Annotated in this window: 18 protein-coding genes; 13 read left to right on the forward strand and 5 right to left on the reverse strand. The window is 62.2% G+C overall.

Features of this window, described 5'->3' with window-relative positions; translation table 11 throughout:
• The first annotated feature begins 10 nt into the window (after positions 1-10).
• The 4 genes from KSW38_RS18920 (at position 11) to KSW38_RS18935 (ending at position 5,979) form a co-directional block, all read left to right on the forward strand.
• On the forward strand, positions 11-2,191 hold the full coding sequence (locus tag KSW38_RS18920) for a transglycosylase domain-containing protein (protein ID WP_216926492.1): 2,181 nt from the start codon (positions 11-13) through the stop codon (positions 2,189-2,191).
• A gap of 115 nt (positions 2,192-2,306) precedes the next feature.
• Positions 2,307-3,038, forward strand: coding sequence for a glutamine amidotransferase (locus tag KSW38_RS18925; protein ID WP_216926493.1), 732 nt, complete (start codon positions 2,307-2,309; stop codon positions 3,036-3,038).
• A 170-nt stretch (positions 3,039-3,208) separates the two neighbouring features.
• A complete protein-coding gene (locus KSW38_RS18930; RefSeq protein ID WP_216926603.1) occupies positions 3,209-4,435 on the forward strand; it encodes an MFS transporter in 1,227 nt (408 codons plus the stop codon).
• Positions 4,436-4,656: 221 nt separating this feature from the next.
• Positions 4,657-5,979 (forward strand): ammonium transporter, encoded by a 1,323-nt coding sequence (locus KSW38_RS18935; protein WP_216926494.1) that lies wholly within the window; start codon positions 4,657-4,659, stop codon positions 5,977-5,979.
• A gap of 107 nt (positions 5,980-6,086) precedes the next feature.
• Here the strand turns inward: KSW38_RS18935 and KSW38_RS18940 are convergent, their stop codons facing one another.
• Both KSW38_RS18940 and KSW38_RS18945 read right to left on the reverse strand, forming a co-directional pair.
• Positions 6,087-6,683, reverse strand: coding sequence for a DnaJ family domain-containing protein (locus KSW38_RS18940; RefSeq protein ID WP_216926495.1), 597 nt, complete (start codon positions 6,681-6,683; stop codon positions 6,087-6,089).
• Positions 6,684-6,959: 276 nt separating this feature from the next.
• Positions 6,960-9,281, reverse strand: coding sequence for a SulP family inorganic anion transporter (locus tag KSW38_RS18945; protein ID WP_216926496.1), 2,322 nt, complete (start codon positions 9,279-9,281; stop codon positions 6,960-6,962).
• Positions 9,282-9,556: 275 nt separating this feature from the next.
• Between KSW38_RS18945 and KSW38_RS18950 the strand changes: the two genes are divergently transcribed.
• Genes KSW38_RS18950 through KSW38_RS18960 form a run of 3 tightly spaced genes read left to right on the forward strand, consistent with a single transcriptional unit; the run spans position 9,557 to position 12,731 of the window.
• On the forward strand, positions 9,557-10,630 hold the full coding sequence (locus KSW38_RS18950) for an acyl-CoA dehydrogenase family protein (RefSeq protein WP_216926497.1): 1,074 nt from the start codon (positions 9,557-9,559) through the stop codon (positions 10,628-10,630).
• Complete coding sequence (locus KSW38_RS18955; RefSeq protein WP_216926498.1) at positions 10,624-11,982, forward strand: bifunctional PIG-L family deacetylase/class I SAM-dependent methyltransferase; 1,359 nt, start codon at positions 10,624-10,626, stop codon at positions 11,980-11,982. Before KSW38_RS18950 ends, KSW38_RS18955 begins: the two co-directional genes overlap by 7 nt.
• 41 nt (positions 11,983-12,023) lie before the next feature.
• Entirely contained in the window at positions 12,024-12,731 is a 708-nt protein-coding gene (locus tag KSW38_RS18960) for a glycosyltransferase family 2 protein (protein ID WP_216926604.1), read from the forward strand.
• Here KSW38_RS18960 and KSW38_RS18965 read toward each other — a convergent pair.
• On the reverse strand, positions 12,728-13,306 hold the full coding sequence (locus KSW38_RS18965; protein ID WP_216926499.1) for an adenylate kinase: 579 nt from the start codon (positions 13,304-13,306) through the stop codon (positions 12,728-12,730). The two genes, KSW38_RS18960 and KSW38_RS18965, sit on opposite strands and share 4 nt — an antisense overlap.
• A gap of 283 nt (positions 13,307-13,589) precedes the next feature.
• Here KSW38_RS18965 and KSW38_RS18970 point away from each other — a divergent pair, with 283 nt between their 5' ends.
• Complete coding sequence (locus KSW38_RS18970; RefSeq protein ID WP_216926500.1) at positions 13,590-16,283, forward strand: exo-rhamnogalacturonan lyase family protein; 2,694 nt, start codon at positions 13,590-13,592, stop codon at positions 16,281-16,283.
• A gap of 348 nt (positions 16,284-16,631) precedes the next feature.
• Positions 16,632-17,333 (forward strand): SRPBCC family protein, encoded by a 702-nt coding sequence (locus tag KSW38_RS18975; protein WP_216926501.1) that lies wholly within the window; start codon positions 16,632-16,634, stop codon positions 17,331-17,333.
• Positions 17,334-17,428: 95 nt separating this feature from the next.
• Here KSW38_RS18975 and KSW38_RS18980 read toward each other — a convergent pair whose 3' ends face one another.
• A complete protein-coding gene (locus tag KSW38_RS18980) occupies positions 17,429-19,456 on the reverse strand; it encodes a rhamnogalacturonan lyase (protein WP_254186707.1) in 2,028 nt (675 codons plus the stop codon).
• Positions 19,457-19,868: 412 nt separating this feature from the next.
• Between KSW38_RS18980 and KSW38_RS18985 the strand changes: the two genes are divergently transcribed.
• From KSW38_RS18985 to KSW38_RS19000, 4 genes are all read left to right on the forward strand, one after another.
• Positions 19,869-20,699, forward strand: a complete 831-nt coding sequence (locus tag KSW38_RS18985) for an oxidoreductase (RefSeq protein ID WP_216926502.1) — start codon at positions 19,869-19,871, stop codon at positions 20,697-20,699.
• A 179-nt stretch (positions 20,700-20,878) separates the two neighbouring features.
• Positions 20,879-21,049 (forward strand): hypothetical protein, encoded by a 171-nt coding sequence (locus KSW38_RS18990; protein WP_216926503.1) that lies wholly within the window; start codon positions 20,879-20,881, stop codon positions 21,047-21,049.
• 198 nt (positions 21,050-21,247) lie between these two features.
• Positions 21,248-22,363, forward strand: a complete 1,116-nt coding sequence (locus KSW38_RS18995; protein ID WP_216926504.1) for a glycosyltransferase family 2 protein — start codon at positions 21,248-21,250, stop codon at positions 22,361-22,363.
• 7 nt (positions 22,364-22,370) lie between these two features.
• Complete coding sequence (locus KSW38_RS19000) at positions 22,371-22,547, forward strand: hypothetical protein (protein WP_216926505.1); 177 nt, start codon at positions 22,371-22,373, stop codon at positions 22,545-22,547.
• 92 nt (positions 22,548-22,639) lie between these two features.
• Here KSW38_RS19000 and KSW38_RS19005 read toward each other — a convergent pair whose 3' ends face one another.
• Complete coding sequence (locus KSW38_RS19005; protein ID WP_254186708.1) at positions 22,640-24,010, reverse strand: hypothetical protein; 1,371 nt, start codon at positions 24,008-24,010, stop codon at positions 22,640-22,642.
• Between the last annotated feature and the right edge of the window lie 228 nt (positions 24,011-24,238).

The raw sequence follows: 24,238 nt of genomic DNA on the forward strand, positions 1-24,238 counted from the left end.
ATGGCACGAAATGGCGCGGAACAAGGGTCCACGGTTAGGTCTTGGCAAGGTCCTTTTGAGGATCTTCGGGTTTTTCTTCGTGAGCGCCCTCTGCGGGGTGCTGATCTGCGGCTTCATGGTGCCGGTGGTTCAGTTCACCAGCACAACCATGGGCGGTTCCATCGGCTTTTACGAAAGCCTGCCCAGCCAGTTGGATGTTAATTCGCCATCCCTTTCCAGCAACATAGTCACTGCCGATGGGCAGCACATCGCCACGTTTTATGCAGAAAACCGGGTGAAGGTTCCGCTGGACCAGATGTCCCCCTTCATTCGCCAGGCGATCATTGCCATCGAAGACAGTCGCTTTTACGAGCATCCGGGAGTTGATGCCCAGGGCATCATCCGCGCACTGACATCCAACGTGACCAAGGGAACCAGGCAAGGCGCGTCCACCCTGACGCAGCAATACGTCACGAACGTGCTGAACGAGTCCCGGCTCTCGCAGGGCCGGCCAGAGGACGTGGTGCTCAGCGGGGACAAGTCCTTGGGCGACAAGCTCCGTGAGATCAAGCTCGCCCTGGAGCTTGAAAAACGCTTCAGCAAAGACCAAATCCTTGAGGGGTACCTCAACATTGTGTTCTTCAACCGGAACGCGTATGGCATCGAAGCTGCTTCGCGATACTTCTTCAGCACGTCAGCGAAGGACCTCACTTTGCCGCAGGCCGCTCTTCTGGCCGGCTTGGTGAATGGACCCAGCGTCTACGACCCCACAACAGCGCCGGAATCAGCATTCAATCGACGAAACCTGGTACTGGACAGGATGCTCGAACAGGGGAAGATCACGCAAGCAGACCATGACACGGCAGTAGCTTCACCAGTCGAGCTGAAAATTACCCCGTCCCTGCAAGGCTGCGCGGGCGCCTCCATTGCCATCTACTTCTGCGATTACGTGTCCCACCTGATCATGAACAATGAGGCCTACGGTGCAACCATGGAGGATCGCGAACGTCTCCTCTACCGGGGCGGGCTCACGATCACCACCACCTTGGACAGCCGGTTGCAGGCAGCGGCCCAAGTACAAGTGGATGCCTCCGCTGGCGCAAACCCGGACAAGTGGGGAGCTGCCATGACAACCGTGCAACCGGGCACAGGCAAGATCCTGTCCATGGCCCAAAACACGGTGTTCGTTCCCCAGGACGGGAAGTTTGATACCCAGCTGAACTTCAGCGTGGATGCGAAGGACGAAAACGGCCTTGACCTCAACGGTGCAGGCGGCTTCCAACCCGGTTCCACCATGAAGCCATTCATCTTCGCGGAGTGGCTCAACGAGGGCAAATCGCCCACTGCCGTGGTGGATGCTTCCCGGCGTGTCTACCCTGTTGGCTTCCCCTGGCGATCCAGCTGCGGAAAGGTGCTGGGTGGATACAGCACTGCGCAGAAGGCACAAAACCTCGGCGCAGATGATGACCTGCAGAACAACGACGAGGGCTACTACCGCCCAATGCCCATCAACTACGGCCTTTACAACTCCATTAACACCGCCACATTCGCTACTGCGGCCCAGTTGGATTTCTGCGGCATCCAAAAAATGGTAGACGCGGTCGGTTTGCATAGCGGACTGGACAACGCCCCCATCAACATGCACCAGATCGGCAACCTCTTGGGGTCCATCGGCGTCGCTCCCGTTGTACTGGCGAGCGCCTACGCAACATTCGCCAACGATGGGACCTATTGCAAACCAATCGCCATCACCGACATCAGCGACTCACAAGGCAGGAAGTACCCAGCACAAACCCCTCAATGCAAGGAGACTGTGAAACCGGCTGTGGCCCGGGGAGTCACAGCGGTCCTGCAGGACGTACTCAAGCTCGGATCCGGCGTCTACATCGAACCCAAAGTCCAGAACCAGGTCCCGGTGGCGGCAAAGACCGGCACCTCGAACAACAACGGCGCAACCTGGGTGGCCGGATTCACCACCCGGCTCGCCACAGCCTCATTCTTTGGCGACACGTCCGCCGGACAACAGCGGGCAGGACAAAACGTCACCATCAACGGCAAGTTCTACAAGTCACTTGACGGCTACATGATTGCCGGGCCGCAATGGGCCAACTACATGATGCAGGCCACCGCCCTCTATCCGAGCGGTGCCTTCAACCCGCCGCCTCCCCCGCCTTCCCCTGGCCCGAGCACGTCGCCCGCCGCACCTCGCTGAGTGGGACTGCGTTGCGGGGCCCGGTCTGCGCGGTAATCCCGGGTCTTGGGCGCAAAGCGCGCCTAACAGGCAGAAAGACTTTGAAAGCCTGTCATTCCTCCCGCAGACTGGGCCTGTGAAGCCCTTCCTTTTGTTGGCCACCCGTGCTGAAGACGCAGCAGCGGATGACGAGTACCAGGCCTACCTCCGGTACTGCGGGCTGCGGGCTGAGGAATTGGTCCGCTTCAGATTGGAGGCGGAACCATTGCCAGCCGTTGACTTGGCCGATTACTCCGGCGTGATCGTGGGCGGCAGTCCTTACACCTCCAGCGACCCTGTGGAGGAGAAGAGTCAGACCCAGCTTCGCGTCGAAGCAGAACTTTCAGCCCTCCTGGATCGCATCGTGGCCGAGGACTTCCCCTTCTTGGGTGCCTGCTACGGCGTTGGCACGTTGGGTGTTCATCAGGGAGCCATCATTGACCGCCGCTACGGCGAACCGGTCGGTGCTACGGAGATCAAACTGACCGCAGACGGGGAACGCGATCCCCTGCTCAAAGGCCTGCCTCACACTTTCGAAGCGTTCGTTGGGCATAAGGAAGCCTGCAGCCAACTGCCGGAAAGCGCTGTGTTGCTCGCGAGTTCCGCGGCCTGCCCTGTGCACATGTTCCGCATCAAGAAGAATCTCTACGCCACGCAGTTCCACCCGGAATTGGACGTGGATGGCCTCGTCACCAGGATTAACATCTACAAGGACGCAGGCTATTTTCCGCCGGACGCTGCCGACGAGCTCATCGAAACCGCCAAGCATGCCTCCGTGACGGAACCCATGCGGGTCCTGAGGAATTTCACGGAACTCTACGCTCGCTAGGTTTCTTGCGGGGCCTGCTCTGCGCCCCAAGAAAGGGGTTTCTGTCAGAGCCTCCCTCGCGCCCCACTGGCTGGGTAGCGTTGAGAGGACTATTCACGAACATGCCCCACAACGTGATTCATCCTGAGGAGCAATCTTTGAAGCAGGACCCTTTGGCGGTCGAAACCCAGATGCACGCAACACCCAATAAAGGAAAGACCAAGCCAACCCCAGCGAAAACCCGGGCAGCGAGCAAGATCCCTTGGGGTGGCCTTTTGGTGCTTGCTGCCGCGGGCTTTACGGCTGTCACCACAGAGCTGCTTCCGTCCGGGCTGCTTCCCCAGATCAGCCGGGATCTTGGGGTGGAGGAATCGGCTGTGGGTTCCCTGACCGCAGCATATGCAGCAATCATCGTTTTCACGGCCCTTCCCTTGTCCCGGCTTCTGGGCGGGCGCGTCCCACGGAAGACCCTGTTGATCGGGACCGTGCTTGCCTTCGCCCTTAGCAACGTCGTGCTGGCCTTGAGCCCAAATCTCGAAGTGGCCATCGTCGCAAGGCTTCTGGGCGGAATTGCCCATGGCATGTTGTGGTCGAGCATGGCGCCGTATGTGGCGCGCATCGTTCCTGCCCACTCGGTGGGCAAGTCCATGGCCGTCGTCTTCAGCGGGACCAGCATCGCGTTGGCTGTCGGTGCTCCGATTGGCACACTGATGGGCACGCTCATGACATGGCGGGTTTCTTTCGTGGTCCTGGCCGGGGTTGGCGTCCTATTGGCAGTTTTGGCGTTCTGGCTCCTGCCTGCTGCGCATGATCCGGGCACCCACAAGACGCCGTCGATCCGGGCAGCGCTCAAGCTACCGGGCGTGATCGCCGTGGCCACCGCTTGGCCACTCTTGCTGCTGGCACACTTCACACTCTTTACCTATGTTGCCCCTTTCCTGCTCGCCTCCGGATTGCCCGAGGCCCTCACTGGCATTTCCCTGTCTGTGGTGGGGATCTCAGGATTGGTCGGGATCTGGATTGCTGGCCTGACCGCCGATTCCCATCCCCGGCGTTCGGTGATTACCGCCGTCGGGCTTCTTTTCCTTGCCTTCGCGCTGCTGCCGGTTCTGGGCGGCACGTGGGTGGGGGTTTTCGCGCTGATGGTTGCCTGGGGCGTTTCCTTCGGAGCGATCGGCATCTACAACCAGGCCGCAATCCTTCGAGCCGGCGGGGAGCACAAGGATGCGGCCAACGGCCTCACGGTAGTGACCATCCAGCTAGGGATCGCCGTCGGTGCCGGCTACGGTGCTTTGGCACTGACCACGGTTGGGGCTCAGTTGGTGCCGCTGGCCGCAGCGCTGCCAACGGCCACTGCCTTGGCGATCATCATCTTCAGCAGGCGCGACGGATACCCAGCAGGGCCGCGCGAAAAATGACCGGGCGAAACAGGGCCGCGAAAATGACCAAGCGAGAAGCGCCGGTAACATCCCCGAAACATGCCAGTCACGTGATCTTCACGAACGTGGGGTTTCTGTAACTTACCTGCAACTTAGCTCTTCTGAGTCGGAAACATAGCTCACCGAATATTGATCCGGGGGTAGTGAGGGCCGTGCAACACGGGGCCCGTTTCGGACAGGCTTGATCAGAAGGGAACGCAGTGGAGATCTCTGCGCAACACGTCTGGCTGATGTTGTCATCGGCAATGGTGCTTTTCATGACTCCGGGCCTCGGCCTGTTCTACGGCGGCATGACCCGCGCCAAAGCAGCGCTCAACATGATCATGATGAGCTTTATCTCTGCGGGCATTGTTGGCGTGGTCTGGGTCCTGTGGGGATACTCGATGACCACCGGCGACGGCTTCCTGGGCCTGTTCGGCAACCCCTTCGCCCACTTCGGCCTCCAGGACCTCATCGGTTCGCCCGATCTCCTCAAGGTAGTCTTCGCAGCCACCTTCGCCATCATCACCGTGGCACTCATCAGCGGTGCCATCGCCGACCGCGCCAAGTTCGGCGCTTGGGCGCTCTTCGTACCCATCTGGGTCACCGTGGTTTACTGCCCGCTGGCTTACATGATCTGGGGCGGTGGCCTGATGAGCGCGGGTGGAGCCGTCACGCAGATCTTCGGCCAGGTGATCGACTTCGCCGGCGGTGCCGTGGTTGAGGTCAGTTCAGGTACCGCCGCTTTCGTCCTCGCATTGATCGTGGGAAAGCGTCACGGATTCGCCAAGGACCCCAACCACCGCCCCCACAACGTTCCGTTCATCATGATCGGCGCAGCAATCCTCTGGTTCGGGTGGTTTGGCTTCAACGGCGGTGCTGCAACCACTGTTGAACAGGCAGGCCTGATCTGGGTCAACACCCTGGTGGCTCCTGCCGCTGCGATGCTGAGCTGGTTGGTCACGGAAAAGATCCGCCACGGACACCCGACATCGTTGGGCGCAGCCTCCGGCGTTGTCGCCGGCCTGGTGGCCATCACCCCTTCCTGCGCCAACATCACCCCGCTCGCAGCCCTTGGCCTGGGACTCGTTGCCGGCGCCGCCTGTGCCGTGTTTGTGGACCTGAAGTACAAGTTCGGTTTCGACGACTCCCTTGACGTCGTGGGCGTGCACTTCGGCGCCGGTGTGATCGGCACGCTTTCACTTGGCTTCGTTGCCTTCCCCCAGGAAGGCGTGGCCGGTGGCCTCCTTTACGGCGGCGGCGTGCAGCAACTCGTGGCGCAGACAGTAGCCGTGCTGCTCACCATCGCCATCTCGGGCCTGGGCACCCTTGTGATCGGCCGCGCTATTCACAAGACCATCGGATTCCGTGTGGCCCACGAACACGAAATCACCGGAGTGGACCTCACCCAGCACGCAGAATCGGCCTACGAGTTCGGCCTCACGGCACATGGGCATTTCCGCCAACAGCAGGCGCACCTGTCGTCGCTGATCAAGGGTGGACGAAAAGAGTCGGAACAGGCAAAGGAAGACAGCTTCGCCTAACGGATTCGACGGACGCAACAGGCGTACGACGGCGGCACTTGAGTGCCGTCGTCGTCCGCTGCTTGGTGGGGGCGAATCTTTGCTGGATGATCCAGCAGAAGTACAGCTCAGCCGGAGCCGTTCCAGAGCCGCTGCCACCACGTTCGCTTGACTGGTTCCTCCGGCTCCGGCTCAGGTGGAGACGCCGCAGTCCGACGCTCGCGCCAACGTTCCAGCTCGGCGTCAACATCCCGCAGCTTGGTGATCACAGGCGGGCCGCCCTGAAGCTGGCGACGGGCCTCGACGACCCGCTTGTTGAAGTCCTCCAGGATGTCGCGGACCTGCTTTTCCGTGTACTGCTGATCCAGCTTTGCGTCGAGTTCAGCGTCCTCGATTCGTAGCAGGATGGCTGGCGGCCCGATCCCGCTGAGTTGTTCACGCTGAATGAGGCCCTTGACCCACCAGTCCGGGTCATAGTGCTCGCCCAAGCCCGGGATCGGTTTGCCGGCGTACTTGAGGTTGTCGAACTTGCCCTGGTTCATGGCATCCCGGATCAAATATTCGACCCGCGCGGCATCGTCCACCTTCCGGCGTTTCTCCCGGTCTTCTGCGTCGGCCGCCTCTAGCTCTGCGTCTTCCTCGGCATTGCCGCCCCACGAGCGGACGGCCCGCAATTCCGCGCCCCGCTCGAGCTTCCGCCTGAAGGCGTTGTTCTCCGCGTTCACGTTTTCGCCACCTCCTCGCACGGCAGTCCGCTCCTGACGCAAATCGTGGTTCCGGCTCCAGTATTCCGCACTTTGCTGGGCCTCGGGGAGGGCCGAGGGCTACTCTCGAGCCAAAGATCCCCACAGGAAGGAGCCCTGTTGCTTCACGACCCCCTTTGGCAGCCGGACGGCACCGACACGCCGCAGGTATCGGCGTGTCGGGGCCAGTGTCGGCTCAAAGCAGGTCACGAAGCAACGGAGGCCAACGCAAGCAAGCAACGCACGCCAGCTGGCAGGCTAGTGAACGGCCATGCTCGGATCCAGTTGCTCGATGCCCTGCGGCGTGACCAGGACCACCCGGGCGGTGCAGATGTCGTAGAACAAGCCCGTGGCCTGCACTTGCCCAGTTGTTAAAGCGGGCCCGGTAACCGGGTGCTCTTCGAGTTTCTGGAGCTGGACAGCGACGTTCACCATGCTTAGCTGGTCCAGCCGGCTGTAGCCTTCAGCTTCGGCAGCAAGGGCGACAGGATGACCGTCCAACAGCGAGCGGTAGCTCGGCCGGGCGTGCTCCAACCAGGCATCGAATCCCCGGCCCAAGGCCGCGGCCGCACCCTCGGCGTCGGCTATTACAGCCTTCATCGCGCCACAGTTGGAGTGGCCGCAGATCACGATCGAGTCCACGGACAAGCCCTTGACCGCGAATGCCAGTGCGGAGTCGATCGAGGCATCCCTGCCGTCAGGGCACACGACGTTGCCAATATTCCGCAGTGTCAGAAGGTCGCCCGGGCCGCTGCTGGTGATGAGGTTCGGATTGACCCGGGAGTCGACGCAGGCCACAAACAATGTGTCCGGGTTCTGCCCCTCGGTCAGATCCTGCACCAGCGGACGAACCTTGTCTGCGTAGCGTCGATGGTATTTGTCGATGCCAAGGAGGATCGACCGCAGCGGAAGCTGCCCGCCGTCGTCGTGCGCTTCCTGGTGGGCACCATCCAGAGGCGACGACTGCCAGGAAGTCCTGGGCGGCAGCGGGAATTCGCGTGGATCCTGGCGCTGGGGAGTGTTGTCCGCGGCGTCGGTGAAAGCGGTGGTTCCGTGTTCCTCCAACACCACCGAGGCGCCGCTCGAGCGGTGTTGCGTCTGCCAGGCGACCAGAGCCTCCCGGAAGGCGTGATCGAGGTAATCGGCGTTGAGTTCAACCACTGCGTCCTGCCCTTCGGGCACGGAGTGCAGCACGCGGTTTAGTCGAGGGAGGGCGAAAAAGCTGCAGGACCCGGCGATCGTCACACGCCACGGTAGCTGTTCACCCGCGGGAGCCTGGGCGTGGATCTGAGCACGGAGCACCCGCCACAACACGCAGAGGGCCGCGAGCGCGAGGCCGATAATGACGCCTTCGAGCAGGTTCAGTACAACAACGCATGCCAGCGTGACCACGTAGACCAGGAGGTCGCCGGTTCGGAGGCTGGTCTTGATGTCGGCGACCTTGATGAGCTTGGCGCCGATGACGAGCAACAGGCCTGCGAGCACGGACAACGGGATCAGCTGGATGAGACCGGCGAACAGTGCCGAGAACACCAGGACCCACACGCCGTGCAGGATGGCGGATGTACGGCTCGCGGCGCCTGCCTCAACGTTGGTGGCGCTGCGGACGATCACGCCCGTCACGGGGAGGCCGCCGAGCATTCCGGAGACCACGTTGGCGGAGCCTTGGCCGACGAGCTCCCGGTTGAGATTGGTCCGGGTGCCCGCGTGCATCTTGTCCACCGCGACCGCGGACAGCAGCGACTCGATGCTTGCGATCAGGGCTACCGTGATGACTGCCATGACCGCGGCACGCCAGTTGCCGTCGGGCAAGCTTGGCAGGGCAACGGCGTCGAACAGCGAACCGCTGAAGCTGATGCGCTCGACGCTGGGCGCAACTGCTGCAGACAAAGCGGTGACAGCGACGACCGCCGCCAGCGGGCCGGGAATCTTCCGCACTGCGGTGGGCAGGTATTTCCAGGCGAGGAGGATGGCCACGACTGCCAGGCCCAGAAGGGCGGAGTGCAGCTCGACATTGGTGATGGCCACCGGAAGTGCGGTCAGGTTTTCGACGGCGGACCCAGCCGCCTGGCCACCGAGAAGCACATGCAACTGCTGCAGGATGATCGTGATGCCGATGCCGGCCAGCATCGCTTTGACCACCACCGGCGAAACGGCGAGTGCCGCCCTGCCTACGCGGCTAATGCCCAGCAGTAACTGCACGACGCCGGCGCCCGCAGTAATAGCGCACGTCACCTGCCAACCGAACTCATCAACCAGACCGGCGACGACGACGGTCAGCCCGGCGGCGGGACCACTCACCTGAAGTGGGGAGCCGCCTAGGCTGCCGGCGACGATTCCTCCGATGGCGGCTGCGATGAGCCCGGCCATGACGGGCGCTCCGGAGGCGGCGGCGATGCCGAGTGAGAGTGGAAGTGCAACGAGGAAGACTACGAGGGATGCGGGGAGGTCCGCTCCAAGGTTGCTGAGGAAACTTCCGGCTTTGCAGGGGTTGCCGGGCGGGTTCTTGCCAGGCGGGTTCTTTCCGGGCGGACTGTGGGAGTCGGTGGAGATGGAAGCGGAGTCGTTTGGTTGTGGCACTGGAATTCCTAAGGCTCGGGAACATTGACCTTTCCAGCGTAGGAATCTTGTCACGTGAAATGACAAGATGATGTGATTCATGTGACAAAACTTGTGAATAGCCTGCGTCATGTGGAGACCAATGGGAACTTTTCAGCTGGCGGAACTCGTTGGAAACCCAGCGCACTGCTCACCTCCGTCGCACCTCGGCGCGATGCCAAGCATCGGCCCCTCCCGCCGTCGTTCTTGCTTCTCCCAGCCCATAACCTAAGGCTCCTTAGTTTAGGCTTGACTCCATGAGCGACCCCGAAGCCCATCCCGTACGCATCAGTTCCGAGTCCGTTCAACTTCAAGCCCTGGAACCCGTACTCGAAGAGATCCGGTCGGCCGTGGGTAACATCCCTGAACTGTTGGCTATTGCCGGGGAGATAGGACACACTGCCCCGAAACCTGGCGAGGGCAACACAGCCAAGCTCTGGGAACTCCTGGCGTCCGTAACGGCTGTGGACGTGGCCGCCGGACGCGTCCTTGAACCCCATCTGGACGCCCTCGCAATCCTGGCCCAGTCCGGTTCCGAAGCAATCGAGACAGGCACGTGGGGGGTCTTCGCGGCCGAAGGCCCCGGCATGAAACTCGAGGCCAAGACCGGCCCTGCCGGAAACTACGTACTCAACGGCGCCAAACCCTGGTGCTCGCTGGCCGCCCAACTGGACAATGCCATCATCACAGCCCACACGGAAGGCAACGGCAGGACGGCCTTCGCCGTCAGCCTGAAGGACCCTGGAGTATCGTGCGAAACCCCGAAGTGGACCAGCCGCGGCCTGCAGGAAATCCCCAGCGGCACCGTCCAGTTCGAGCATGTGAAGGCAGCACCGGTGGGCGACGAGGGCTGGTATTTCAAACGTCCCGGCTTCGCCTGGGGTGGCATGGGAGTGGCCTCGTGCTGGTTCGGCGGAGCCGTGGCAATGGCCCGTGACTTCAGGGCAGCCCTGGCCGCGGGCGTAGGAAACGGCCGGAACCCGGACCAGATCGCCCTCGCTTCCCTGGGCGAGGTGGACCGGATCCTCACCTCCGTCGGCGGATACCTGGCCGAAACAGCCGAACGGATCGACGCCGGCGGCCTGGCCGATTCAGGTGCGGACGGCTCCAGCGCCTGGAGCGAAGCCTTGCGCGTCCGCGGGACTGTTGCCGCCGCCGTCGAACGTGTCCTAACGGTTGTGAGCCAGAACCTCGGACCGGGCCCGCTGGCTTTCAACGAGGCGTACGGAAAACGAATAGCGGACCTGTCCTTATACATTCGCCAGCACCACGCCCTGCGCGACGACGCGCAGTTGGGCGCCTTGACTCTGGATGGGGACGCCGGATGGTGAGCTTCTCGCACGCAGACACGGGAACAACCGAGGCGGAATGGGCGGCCAGCGGCGTCGCTGCCTTGCCGGAATTGCCGCTCGACGCAAGCAGGCTCACAAGCATGGCCTTTGTGGTGCTCGCCGCGCATCCGGACGACGAAACACTCGGCGCCGGCGGCCTCCTTGCCAAGCTCCACCACGGCGGGGCAAGCGTGAAGCTCCTGCTCTGCACAGCCGGCGAAGCCTCGCACCCGGAGTCGCAAACCACGACGCCGGAACAGCTTGCCGCCGTCAGGCTCAATGAGTTCGACACGGCTGTGTCCGGGCTGGCTCCCAGCGCGGCGTGGCAATTCCTGGAGCTGCCGGACGGGCGGCTGGCCGCCCATGAAGATCGAATCGAAGACGCGGTTCGCGAAGCAACGTCAGGCCATCCGGCGGACAACGTGGTGATCGTGGCGCCCTACCGCTCGGACGGGCACACAGACCACGACACCTTGGGCTCGATCGCAGCCAGGGTTGCCGGCGCCGGAGGCCATGGCCTGCTGGAGTACCCCATTTGGTATTGGCTCTGGGCAGGACCCGGCGATGCCGCGTGGCAGTCATGGGTACGGGTCCCGTTAACCGCGGCGGAGCGGGAAGCCAAGAACAAGGCAATGGGCGCCCATGCCTCGCAAGTGGAACCATTGTCCGAGCAGCCGGGTGATGAGACGCTGCTGTCCGGGACTTTCCTGGAGCACTTTTCCCGTCACTTCGAGACCTTCGCCTGGCACCCATTCACAGCGGGGAGCAACACAGCAGCAGACGCAGAGCGGATCTTCGACGAGGTTCACTCCCGTGAAGAGGATCCGTGGGACTACTCCTCCAGTTGGTACGAACGCCGCAAGCGGGCCCTGACGTTGGGGGCCTTGCCCAAGGAGTCGTATGATTCCGGCTTGGAACTGGGCTGTTCCATCGGCACCCTCAGCGAGGAACTCGCAAGGCGCTGCCGGCAGTTCCTTGGAGTGGACGCCAGCAGCACGGCATTGCTCCAGGCAAGACAGCGGCTCTCCGGATACCCATCGGCCGAAGCCCGCCACCTCACTGTGCCGGACGAGTGGCCAGAAGGGACCTTCGACCTGGTGGTGTTGTCCGAGACGGGCTATTACCTTTCGCCGGAAGAACTGAGCGAACTGCTGGACCGGATTCGAGCTTCCACCCGGCCCGGCGGCACCCTGCTTCTTTGCCATTGGCGGCACCCGATCTCGGGCTGGCAACTGGACGCGGAAGCGGTGCACGCAATGGCCCGCAGCCATCTTGCGTGGCCCGCGCATGGAATCTACCGGGAAAGGGACTTCATGCTGGAGATCCTTGTTGCCCCGAGTGAAACGCTGTGACCGCCGCGGAGAGGCAAAAAATCCGGAGCGTCGCGGTGGTCATGCCGGCCCACAACGAGGAAAGGCACATCGGCTCAGCATTGGCGGCGTTGCAGACCGCGGCGGATGCCCTTCAGCGCGAGCACGCCGGAATCGGGGTTTCAATCGCTGTGGTCCTGGACGCCTGCACGGACCGATCCTCCAGCATCACGGCTGCGTACACTTTGGCTGATCTCCGTTTCCTCCCGGTGGAGGTCGGATTTCGCAGCACGGGCGCCAGCCGCGACGCCGGCATCCGTGCAGCCTTGGAACGCCTGCCCTTCGCCGCAGGCGCAGGCGCAGGTACGTGGTTGGCTACCACCGACGCCGACTCCACCGTCCCGGGGCACTGGCTGGTGCGACAGGTGGAACTTGCCAACGCCGGTGCCGACGCCATCTTGGGATCCGTGGAGCCGGATTCCCGGGACATGGACGAGGCAGTCCTGGAACGCTGGCGGGAACTGCACCCCTCCCGGGAGGACCATCCCCATATTTACGGGGCAAACCTTGGCGTCCGTGCTTCTGCGTATCTGGCCGCGGGCGGCTTTCCGAGGCTAAGGTCCCACGAGGACCGGGTCCTGGTTGAACGCCTTCGGCGGCTCGGGCTGGCGGTCATCGCCACTGACACCACCAAGGTGATAACCTCCGGGCGGCTGCAGGCCCGGGCACCCGAAGGATTCGCGGCCTATCTCCGGGCCCTTGGCTCCGGCCTTTCGTCCGTGGCGCGCTAAGCCGCCAAGGCCTTCTCCACCGCAGCGATCGCAGCAGCCGTGATCGATTCGCGATCGCCGGAGCCGTCCACCATCAACAGGATTCCGCGTTGGCTGTACGCAGTCACCACAGGTTGCGTCTCGTCCCGGTACAGCTCCAGCCGGCGCTGAATCACAGGTTCAGTATCGTCGCTGCGGCCCTGTTCCTGAGCCCGTTGAAGCATGCGGGCAACGAGCTCGGCATCTTCCACTGTCAGCACGAGAACCACTTCAAGTGCCTGTTGTTTTGCGGCCAGAATCTCATCAAGGGCGCCAATTTGGATGACATTGCGCGGGTAGCCGTCCAGGAGGAACCCGTTCCCTGTATCGGCGTCTTCCAGGCGTTGGCGGAGCATAGCCGTGGTGACATGGTCAGGAACAAACTCACCCCGGTCCATGTACTCGCCGGCCTCTGCGCCGAGTTCCGTCTTGTCCCGAACATGTGCACGGAAGAGGTCTCCCGTAGAGATCGCGGGGATCGAGAAATGCCGGGCGATCACTTCCGCTTGCGTGCCTTTGCCGGAACCTGGAGGGCCCATGATGATCAATCGCGCCATGACACAAGTCCGTTTCAAGAGGCGGCCGGGACTTAAACGATACGCCGACGACGGCGCGACACTCCCGCCGTCGCCGGTTTTTCTGCCGGCCGTTAATGGCATCAGGCGTTCGCAGTCCATCGCGATTCCCCCGCACGATCTGCTCCCCCACGCTTCTCCTTAGTCGCCAGGGACGGTTTTTGGGATCATTCCGCGGTCACCTCTTGCGGCCCGCAACGCCCGGAGGTAGGTTTTTGAAACGTACCAAAGAAAGCGCTTTCCGGAACTTTAGGTGGAATCGAACATGACTCAGCACGCCCCAATCACGTGGCTCGACGACGAACCGCCCGCCAGGCTTAGCGGCGGCACGACGTGGGGGATGCCCTTTCCACGGGGTACCGTACGGGGCGCGGAAGAGTTGTCCGTCCTCGATGCCAGCGGCGAGGCCATCAACGCCCAAACCTGGCCGCTCGCTACCTGGCCCGACGGCTCCCTCAAGTGGGCGGGCCTAGCGGTCGGCGCCACGGATCAGCCATCGGCGGCATACAGCGTCACCACCAACAAAGGCACCGCGCACCCACCGTCAGAGCACGACGGCGGCCCGGCAGCCGCCGTCGAACGCTCACCTGAGGTGACGGTCACCGAAACGGAAGAGTCTGTAACGGTCTCTACCGGCACCTTGGAGATGGTGCTCCCCCGATCAGGCCCCACGCTGTTCAGTACGTTGACCCGCTTCAGTCCGCTGACCCGCGACGGTTCGGTGGTAGCGAAGGATGGCAGACTCGTGAGTCTTCTCCAGACCGGGCTAAGTGAGGGAGCCGGCAGCACAACCCGCCAAGGTTTCACCGGCCACGTCATGTCCGTAACGGTGGAGCAGCACGGCCCTGTTCGGGCGGTCGTGCGGTTGGAGGGCCGTCACCGGGCGGACCTGGGCGAAAGGGAATGGCTTCCGTTCACCATCCGCTTCTACCTTTACGCCGGCGCGCGGAGCATCCGGATGATGCATTCCTTCATTTGGGATGGCGAGGCGGATACGGACTTCCTCGCCGGGCTGGGAGTCCAGTTCAGCGTCCCGCTGGAGAGCGAATTGCACGATCGCCACGTCCGGATCGCCGGCGCGGACGGAGGCTTTCTCGTGGAAGCGGTCCGCGGGTTGACGGGCCTGCGGAGGGATCCGGGAGAGGCCGTACGCCAAGCCCAAATTGCCGGCGAACCCACTCCCCCGCCCACCGAATGGAGCCCGCTGGTTTCCCAGCGGTTGCACCTCATCCCCTCGTGGAATGACTACACGCTCACGCAGCTGAGCGCAGACGGTTTTGAGCTGCGGAAACGTACCGCTCCGGGCCACGGTTGGGTGGGCATTTCCGGCGGAACGCGGTCCTCAGGCTTCTGCTCGCTGAGTGACCTCCGGGGCGGATTCGGGGTTGGCGTGCGAGATTTCTGGCAGTCGCACCCGGGCCAACTGGACATCCGCGGCGCCGCAACTGCAGAAGCCACAATGACGGCGTGGCTCTTCTCCCCCGAAGCGCAGCCCATGGACCTCCGCTTCTACCATGACGGCTTGGGGCAGGACACCTTTGAGGAACAACTCGAGGGCCTGGAGATCACGTACGAGGATTACGAGCCCGGCTTCGGCAATCCCACCGGCATCGGACGTACCCATGAGCTGACCCTGTTCGCCTATGACGCCACACCCTCCACGGAAAGCCTCGCGGCCGATGCCCTCTCGGCGTCCACTCCCGCGCTTCTGCAGCCATCGCCCGAGTACCTGCACGCCGCCGGAGTCTTCGGTGACTGGTCACCCGTGGACCGCAGTACCCCGACCCGGGCAGAGTTGGAAGACAAACTGGATTTCCTGTTCGACTTCTACCAGGGCCAAACCGAGCAACGCCGCTGGTACGGGTTCTGGAACTACGGAGACGTCATGCACACCTACGACTCCGACCGGCATGTCTGGCGGTACGACGTCGGCGGTTACGCCTGGGACAACTCGGAACTCTCGCCGGACCTCTGGCTTTGGTACATGTACCTCCGCTCGGGCCGCGCCGACGTCTTCCGCTTCGCCGAGGCCATGACCCGCCATACCGGCGAAGTGGATGTGTACCACCTAGGCCCATGGCGCGGTCTGGGCTCGCGGCACAATGTGCAGCACTGGGGATGCAGCGCCAAGCAACTGCGCATCAGCACCCCGGCCTACCGTCGCTTCTACTACTACCTGACCGCCGACGAACGAACCGGCGACCTCCTCACCGAACTCGTGGACAGCGACCAGAACTTCCTCGGGTTGGACCCCGTCCGCAAAGTCAGGCCCGACGCCGATACCTACCGCCCGGACCGCGGCGCCTTGGGCGTCGGGCTCGGTACGGACTGGGGCTCGCTCGCAGCCACCTGGCTCACCGACTGGGAACGCACCGGAAACCCCCGCTCACGCGACCGGCTCTTGGGCACTATGGCCGATATCGGCGCCCTGAAATACGGCTTCCTCACGGGCGAGGCGCTCTACGACCTGGACAAGGGAAGGTTCGACGCCGGCAGGGAAGCCATCAGCGTCTCGCACCTGAGTGCCGTGTTCGGTTTGGTCGAAATCTGCAGCGAACTCATCAGCTTGGTGCCCGATGAATCCTTTGAGAACGCGTGGCTGCAGTATTGCCGGCTGTTCCTGGCTTCGCCTGAGCAGCAGGCAGCGGAAGTGGGACAGCCCTTGGCGGGCATCTACCTGACGCAGGCACACAGCCGGCTCACGGCCTACGCGGCAGCCCGACTCGAGTCGCCGGACCTGGCGGAGTTGGCTTGGGCAGGCTTTGCCGAGGGCGGGGAGAACCTGAACCATGCCGAGGCCTTCACCTTGAAGAAGATCCTCCCGCCCTACGTCCTTCAACCAGTGGACGAGGCCCCCACTGTTTCCACCAACGACACCGCCCAGTTCGGACTGGCCCTCATCCAAAACCTCGCTCTCATCGGAGGCGCGCTACCCGGTGAGGAGGTCCCGGCGTCGTAAGTCCTGTTGGGTCCTGACCTTCTTTGCCGCCGCGGCTAGCGGAAAGTAACCCAAAGGGGTTGATTTCTCTCCCCTAGCGACCCAAAGAGGGTCAGGAAGCCACGGCCTTAGGCGGAGGGTTGCCCGGCGAGGGGGCCCGGCGTCGTAAGTCCTGTTGGCTCCTGACCTTCTTTGCCGCCGCGGCCAGCGGAAAACAACCCAAAGGGGTTGATTCCGCTCTCCTAGCTGCCCAAAGAGGGTCAGGAAGCCACCACATCAACAAGCTATCGGGAACCTCTGGTGACCACGCTCAAAGCTCGATACTGTAAGTATGCTGACAAATACGGTAGCGAGTCAGAGGAGGACATCATGACCACGAAAGTCGACAAAACCATCATGGTCAACGTTCCGGTGAGTATGGCCTACAGACAGTGGACGCAGTTCGAGGAGTTCCCCCGTTTCATGGGTGGGGTGGAACGCGTGACGCGCCTGAGCGATGATCGCCTGGAATGGGTAGCCGAAATCGCTGGCGTCCATCGCCGCTGGGAAGCGAAGATCGTTCAGCAGGACATGGATCGGGCTGTGGCATGGGCCGCTGTGGAAGGTGCCAAGAATGCCGGCTGGGTGGACTTCAAGGAAGCCGGACCAAGCCAGACCTCCTTGCATCTGTCCCTGGAATACGAACCGCACGGCGTCCTTGAATTCCTCGGCGACAAATTGCATGTGGTTGAAAGGCAGGCGGAGTCAGACTTGAAGAAGTTCAAGGAATACATCGAGCACAAGGCGCCCGAACGGGATGCTGCCATGGGCACGACGGCGACAACGAGCACCACGGCGACCACGACCACAAGCGGTACACCATCCGCGGCTAGCACTGATAAGCCCGGCGACGTCCCGATCGTAGACCCCATTACGCACCCCTTCGATCAGACCAATGGCCTGGCAGATCTGGACGGCGATTCCGACGAGACCGCGGACAGCGATACGCACAGTGCCGAGGAACGGAAGGACGATAAGGGCTTCGGCCCGGGCTACATCCCCCCGATGGGAGGACTGCCCGGCCAGCGGTAGTAGCCACTCACACGAAACAAACAACCAGTGCCGCCCGGATCACCACGATCCGGGCGGCACTCCTGTTAAGGCGACGCTCCTCTGAATTCGCGCCGCTACTTCTGGCCGGAATAGACGACGGCGGGCAACGCCGGAGTCTGCATACCCTCGCCGATGTAGAAGCTCGGGTGCGGCGGCTGGTTGTACGCCACGTTTTCCCGGGCAACGGCAGTGCGGTACATGGTGTCGTGCATCAGCGTCCGCAAGCGGACCTCGGTTGGAGCCGTGGTGGTGTAGATGCGCAGTTCGGTGCTGTCCGTAGACGGCCAGGCGATCTCTTCACGCCAGTCTCCCAGGATGTCCGCCTGGATGGACGGGTTTCCCTTGGTGGTGTTGTTGCTGCGGGCGCCGTCGGCCGTCAGCAGCCGGTCGCTCTGCTCGGTTTCCCAATTCCATTTAGAGATGGTGGGAACGCCACGGGATACAGTTGCGTCGTAGTCGTGGTCCACAATCTCCCTGAGGAGATCGCCGTCCCACCAGGCCAGGAAGTTCGCGGCAGGAATTTTCTCCGCGATCAGCTGTCCCTTGGCGGACATCAGCTGGCCCACGGGTGAATCCCACGCAGCAGTGCCGCCGATCGCCCAGCCCTCGGCACCGGCGTAGCGGGGATCGATGTCTCCAGCCGCACCCCGTCCAGTGTCCTTGATGGCCGGGATGCTCCAGAGGACTTCACCCGTGGCAGCGTCACGGAAAGTGGCACCCCGGTTTCCGCTCTGGCTCATGCTCTCGTGAACTGCGAATGTCTCCAGTCCGGGGCGCGAGGGATCAAGGTCGCCGGTATGGATCGCATCGCCGTGACCCAGTTTGGTGTTGTAGAGCGGCTGACCGTTGTCATCGATGGTCATGGAGCCAAAGACGAACTCATCCTTGCCATCCTGGTCCACGTCAGCCACGGAGAGGTTGTGGTTGCCCTGCCCCTTGTACTCGTCACCGGCCAGGTTGGAATCGAAGGTCCACCGTTTCACAAGCTTCCCAGCCACAAGGTCGTACGTCACCAGGACAGTGCGGGTGTAGTAGCCGCGGCTAAACATCATGGAGGGGTGTTCGCCGTCGAGATACGCCACGCCAGCAAGGAACCGGTCCACGCGGTTGCCGTAGTTGTCGCCCCAGCTGGAAACAGTGCCGCGCTCAGGCTCGTAAGCGACCGTATCCATGATGGTTCCCGTCTCACCCCTGAAGACCGTCAGGAATTCCGGACCGGACAGAACATATCCAGCGCTGTTGCGGAAGTCGGCGTCGGCGTTTCCGATCACGGTGCCGGCCGCGTCGCGGGTGCCGTCTGCTGTTTTGAACGAGACCTCGGCCTTGCCGTCGCCATCGAAATCGTAGGCCAGCACCTGTGTGTAGTGGGCGCCGGCGCGGATGTTGCGTCCGAGGTCGATGCGCCACAGCTTGGTTCCGTCCAGCTTGTAGGCGTCGACGTAAACGTTGCCCGTGTAGCCTGACTGCGAGTTGTCCTTGGCGTTGGACGGCGCCCACGTCTGGATGACCTCATACTTGCCGTCGCCGTCAAGGTCGGCCACCGTTGCATCGTTGGCCGAGTATGTGTAGGCCTTGCCGTCCGGAGTCACGCCGTCGGCGGGCTTATCGAGCTTGATGGCCAGGTAGTTCTGCGCCAGCGGCGTGACCGCTTCAGTCAACTTGTCCTGACCTTGGCCATTTCCTACCGTCTTGATGACGTAGCTGGACGCCGCCGTTCCGTCCGGATCCACAAACATGGTGGCGTTCCGGATGGGCTCCTCGGTGATATTAACGCCGTCACGCAGCACCTGAAAACCGATGCTGTCCTCGTCCAGGCCTAGCATGCGCCAGCTCACGGTTACGCCTTGGTCGGTCAAGACCGCAACAGGTGCGCGGTCCAGCTTTTCGACCTGCCGCTTAAGCGTCTGGGTAGCCTTTTCGGCAGGCACGACGCCGGGGAGGCCGGCTTGCGTCGACACGTCGGCTTGGGCAGGGGTTGCTTGGGCGGGAGCTGCTTGCGCCAACGGGACTCCGGTCAAGGCGATGGCTGCAGCGAGCAGGGAAGCCGAGGCCGCCAATGGGACGGCCCGACGGGCACTGGCACTGCGAAAGGAACACTTCATGGGGTAAACCAAGGACATCTCCTTTGATGCTGGGCGTCAGTGGATCTGCCGCCCTAGATTTTTGGAACGTTTCACTCACTGGCAAAGCGCCTGTCTTCCTAATTGAAGTGGGGTGAGAAAACGCTTTCCGCCTAAAGGTTTACCAGTGGCAAAACAGATCAGTCAAGAGTTTGACAGAAGTTGAATTGTCCAGCGTCCCGTTGGTTCCTGACCTTCTTCGCCGCTCACAGGCACCGAATCCAACGTATTGGAGTTGTTTTTGCGGCCATCGAGCTTCGAAGATGGTCACGGCCATACGCCCTTCGTATGCATGACGATGTGGGAGGCACTGCGGGTACCCCGAAACAGCGGCACTCCCACAGCAGCAAGGAGTAGCGTTCCAATGGAGTGGTCCACCCTCGAAAGGAACATCATGACTACCTGGCTCATCACTGGCTGCTCCACCGGACTCGGCCGCGCGCTGGCCCAAGCCGTGCTCGCGCAGGGCGATAACGCCGTCGTCACCGCGCGCGACGTCTCGAAGCTGCAGGACCTAACCACTGAATTTCCGACGACGGCCCTTGCCTTGGCCCTGGATGTCACCGAACAGACGCAGGTAGACACCGCCGTGCAGCAGGCCGAGGACCGGTTTGGCGCGGTGGACGTCCTGGTCAACAATGCCGGTTATGGTTACCGCGCAGCCATTGAAGAAGGCGACGACGGCGACGTCCGGGCGTTGTTCGACACCAACGTTTTTGGTCCGGTCGCCATGATCAAGGCCGTCCTGCCAGGCATGCGCTCCCGCCGGTCCGGTGCGATCGTGAATATTTCCTCCATCGGCGCCCGGATCTGCCCGCCCGGTTCCGGGTATTACTCAGCGTCGAAGGCTGCACTGGAGGGCCTGTCCGGCTCGTTGCAGAAGGAACTGAAGCCCCTGGGGATCTCCGTGACAGTAGTGGAGCCCGGCGCTTTCCGGACCGACTTTGCGGGGCGTTCCCTCACCCAGTCGGCGCAGGCAATTGAGGACTACGCCGAGACGGCCGGCAAGCGCCGCAAGGAAAATGACACCATGCACGGCACTCAGCCCGGCGACCCGGGCAAAGCAGCAGAGGTGATCATCGCCGCCGTCGAAGCAGCCGAGACGCCCGCCTTCCTGCTGCTGGGTGCAGATGCCGCCTACGCTTACGGTGCGGTGGAGGAAGCCCAGCGGGCCGAGGTGGATCATTGGCGCGAGCAGAGCGTCAGCACGGGTTACACGGAGTAACGTCCAACGTGTAATCGGTCACACTTGGCCGGATTAGCTTGTCAATCGCGGTAGGCAGCATGAACCATGAATGAGGGAATTCGTTCCCATACAAGCTGAATCAGCAATCCTCACCGACGAGGATGCGGCCCCTGCGAAGAAGCTTGGGGCTGTTAACGGCCTGAGTGAAAGTACTGACAATGACGACACATACTGACTCCATCACGCTGAAAATCTGGGACAAGTCGGCAATCGACCACACCATCGACGCCGCCATCCGGGATCTTTCCCCCCGCGCCGCTGCAGAAAACTGCGGCATCGCAGTAACGCTCAGCGGACCGAAAACCTTCACCGTTAGCCTGAGCCGCTAAGCAGCTCAAACTCAACGCAAGAGGACGACGCCGGGACCTCCCGGCGTTGTCCTCTTGCGTTTTCTGCGTCGTGACGCCGTCAGGGAACTCCTGATCAAACCTTGAGACTTCCTTGATGCTTTGCGCGCAGGTTTCTTGCGTTTGCGTTGGAACTCTAAGTGAAACACCACTTCAAGGTTCGAACGGAGGGATCCCAGCATGCAAAGGGGCGTCAATTCAGAGACAACTGCTCCACCACGAGGATCCCACCGCGCCCCCGGTGGTGTGGTCACGGTTCTGGTCCCGGCACACAACGAATCCGCTGGCATTACCCAAACCCTTATCTCGCTGAACATCCAGACCAAACGTCCGGATCGTGTGATCGTGGTGGCCGATAACTGCACTGACGATACTGAACAACTCGCCTTGGCCCAGGGCGTCGAAGTCTTCCGCACAGTTGGCAACAAGGATAAGAAGGCCGGTGCCCTGAACTTCGCCCTGGGGCAGCTTCTTCCCGGAGCGGATCCCGAAGACCTGGTTCTGGTGCAGGACGCCGATTCGCAGCTGGCCCCGGACTTCATCGAAAATGCCACCAACAACCTCCTCAAGGACGAACTGCTGGGCGCCGTGGGCGGAGTGTTCAGCGGTGGACCCGGAGGCGGATTCGTAGGTCACCTCCAGCGAAATGAGTACGCCCGCTACGCGCGGGATATAAAGCGCCTCCACGGCAGGTGCCTTGTAGTCACAGGGACTGCCGCGCTATTCCGCGTTAAAACCCTTGGGGACGTCGTCGCAGCACGATTGAAGGGTACGCTTCCTCCCGGAAACGGCGAGGGCGGCGTTTACGATACCTCGGTGCTGACCGAAGACAACGAATTGTCCTTCGCACTCCTCACCCTCGGATACCGCATAGCTTCTCCATCAAACTGCACGCTGGTCACCGAAGTCATGCCCACGTGGCGGGAACTATGGTCCCAGCGGCTCCGCTGGAAGCGCGGAGCCGTGGAGAACTGCGTGCAGTACGGGTGGACCAAAGTAACCAGGGCTTACTGGGGACGTCAGTTCCTCTCCATGCTCGGCGTCCTGGTGACCCTGGCCTATCTCGGATCCATCGTCTTTGCCCTGACCACCGGAATGGGGCTGAATCTCCACCCATTCTGGCTTGCCGTCACCTGCATCTTCGTCCTGGAACGCATAGTAACCCTGCGTTTCCGGGGCTGGAGGTACATGTTGCTTGCCGCAACCATGTACGAAACCGTCATCGACGTTTTCCTCCAGGCAGTCCATGCCAAGGCCTACCTGGACGCCGCACTCAACAGAAAGAAAGTTTGGTAAACGACTCATGTACAACAACCCGGCAGGATCCGTAGGCGCAGCAATCGTAGGAGGGGCCGGCTCCGGCACTCTTGCCATGACCGGTGCCGGGGACCTCTTCTGGTTCGCACTGGCCGCTTTCGCGATGCTGGCCCTAGGCCTGGCCATCAAGAGGATCGTCCCGGTCCGCGCGCAGGGTAACTAGCGCGTAAGAGAAACCAGCAAACCCGCAGTTGTGTCGGATCACGCCCCCAGCGCGACACAACCGCGGGTTTGTTGTCTTAACCCACCGTTCCCTTAACTTACGAGTGCCGTGTTGGCGGAATACTTGGATACCGAGGTGTATCCGGCCTTCGTTCCTGTAACCCGCACCCGCATGGTGTCGCCTTGATCGGCGCCCACAAGAACGTAGGTCTTGGCTGTTGCGCCCGTGATCGCCACACCGGAGCGGTACCACTGGTACGTCAGGGTTGTTCCTGAGGTCCACGTGCCCGGATTGACCGTCAGCGTGGAACCAACAGTGAGAGTGCCCGTGATCGTGGGAGTAGGTGCAAGCAGCGTACCGGCCACCACGGCAGCTGTGGGCACCGATTCCTTGGTGGTAGTTGCGTAGCCGGCTTTGGTGCCGGTAACCCTGACGGTCAACTTGGCACCTTGATCCGCCGCTGCAAGTACCCGCGTGGCGGCCGTTGCGCCAGCGATTGCCGTGCCGTTCTTGAACCACTGATAAGTCAATGCAGTTCCGGTGGTCCAGGCGCCTGGATTGGCAGTCAGTGTTGATCCAACTGCCGCCGTTCCGGTGATAGTGGGTGTTGGGGCCGTCAACGGGATGCCCGGGACAAATGAGAAATCACGGATGGTGACGGATTCAGGTGCCACATGGGCAGCATCACCGCCACCACCTTCGGTAACCCAGAGGTTGAAGTGGATCTGTTCCTTGGCCGGAAGTGGAACTGTTGAGCCCTGCAGGACCGTCCGCTTCAGTAACGTTCCTCCATAGCCTTCGCCGGCAAACGTCTCGAAGGTGAGCTTGCCCGGTTCCCAGACCATCCGGTGTGTGAGGATCGGGGCGTTGGTGACACCGAACGTGACAGTGTTGTTGCCCTGCCCAGGAGGCAGTGTGGCGTCAAACCAATAGCCATGGCCTTGGGTGACAGGCCAGCTCTGGCCATAGGCAGCTCCGCCTCCCCAAGCGGAAGCCTCGCAGAGGTCGATCTCCGTGTAACCAGGTTCGGCCGCCGGGTCATAGGTGAAGAGGCAACCCCAGACTACTTCCTTCTGTAGCGCGCTCACGTCCTTTTCCACAGTGGTGCTGTACGTTCCGTAGCCGAATCCCTCACGCGTGGACTGGAACTCTGCACCCTTGGGAGCCGAGCCGGTTGGGTTGGTGATGGACAGTTTGACGTACCCGTTGGCGTCCGGGTTGCTCACGTTGTTGGCGTCCCAGCTCGCGTTGTACATCGGGGCCCCACCCCAGAAGCGCTTCTGCCAGTTGAAACCCTTCCAGGCGAAGCTGCCCACAGGGCCAGGATCCTCGGCCATGGGAGTTGTATCGGCCGCCTGTGATGAGCCTGCTCCAGTGAGCATTGAGAAACCCACCGCCAACACGACGGCCAAACCTGCTGCCTTAATTCGCCCATGCGGAATGAGCCCTCTTGACCATGCCATAGCCGTGCCTCCATTGATGCGCCCAGACTCGTCGCCGGCAAAAACCGGCGACCGCAAAGACGTTCCACCCCCACGAGGAACGTGCAGTTCCTCGATTATCAAGTAGACGTGGGTCCTTAGGAAGGGAATTGAAGAACCAAAATGGGCGATATGCCATCAATTGGATAACGGTGGCCTGCCCGGGAGTAATCTTGGCTTTGTCCGTTCATTTCGCGTTCAAATTATGAC

The sequence above is a fragment of the Paenarthrobacter aromaticivorans genome, from assembly GCF_019038615.1.
GTDB classification, from domain to species: domain Bacteria; phylum Actinomycetota; class Actinomycetes; order Actinomycetales; family Micrococcaceae; genus Arthrobacter; species Arthrobacter aromaticivorans.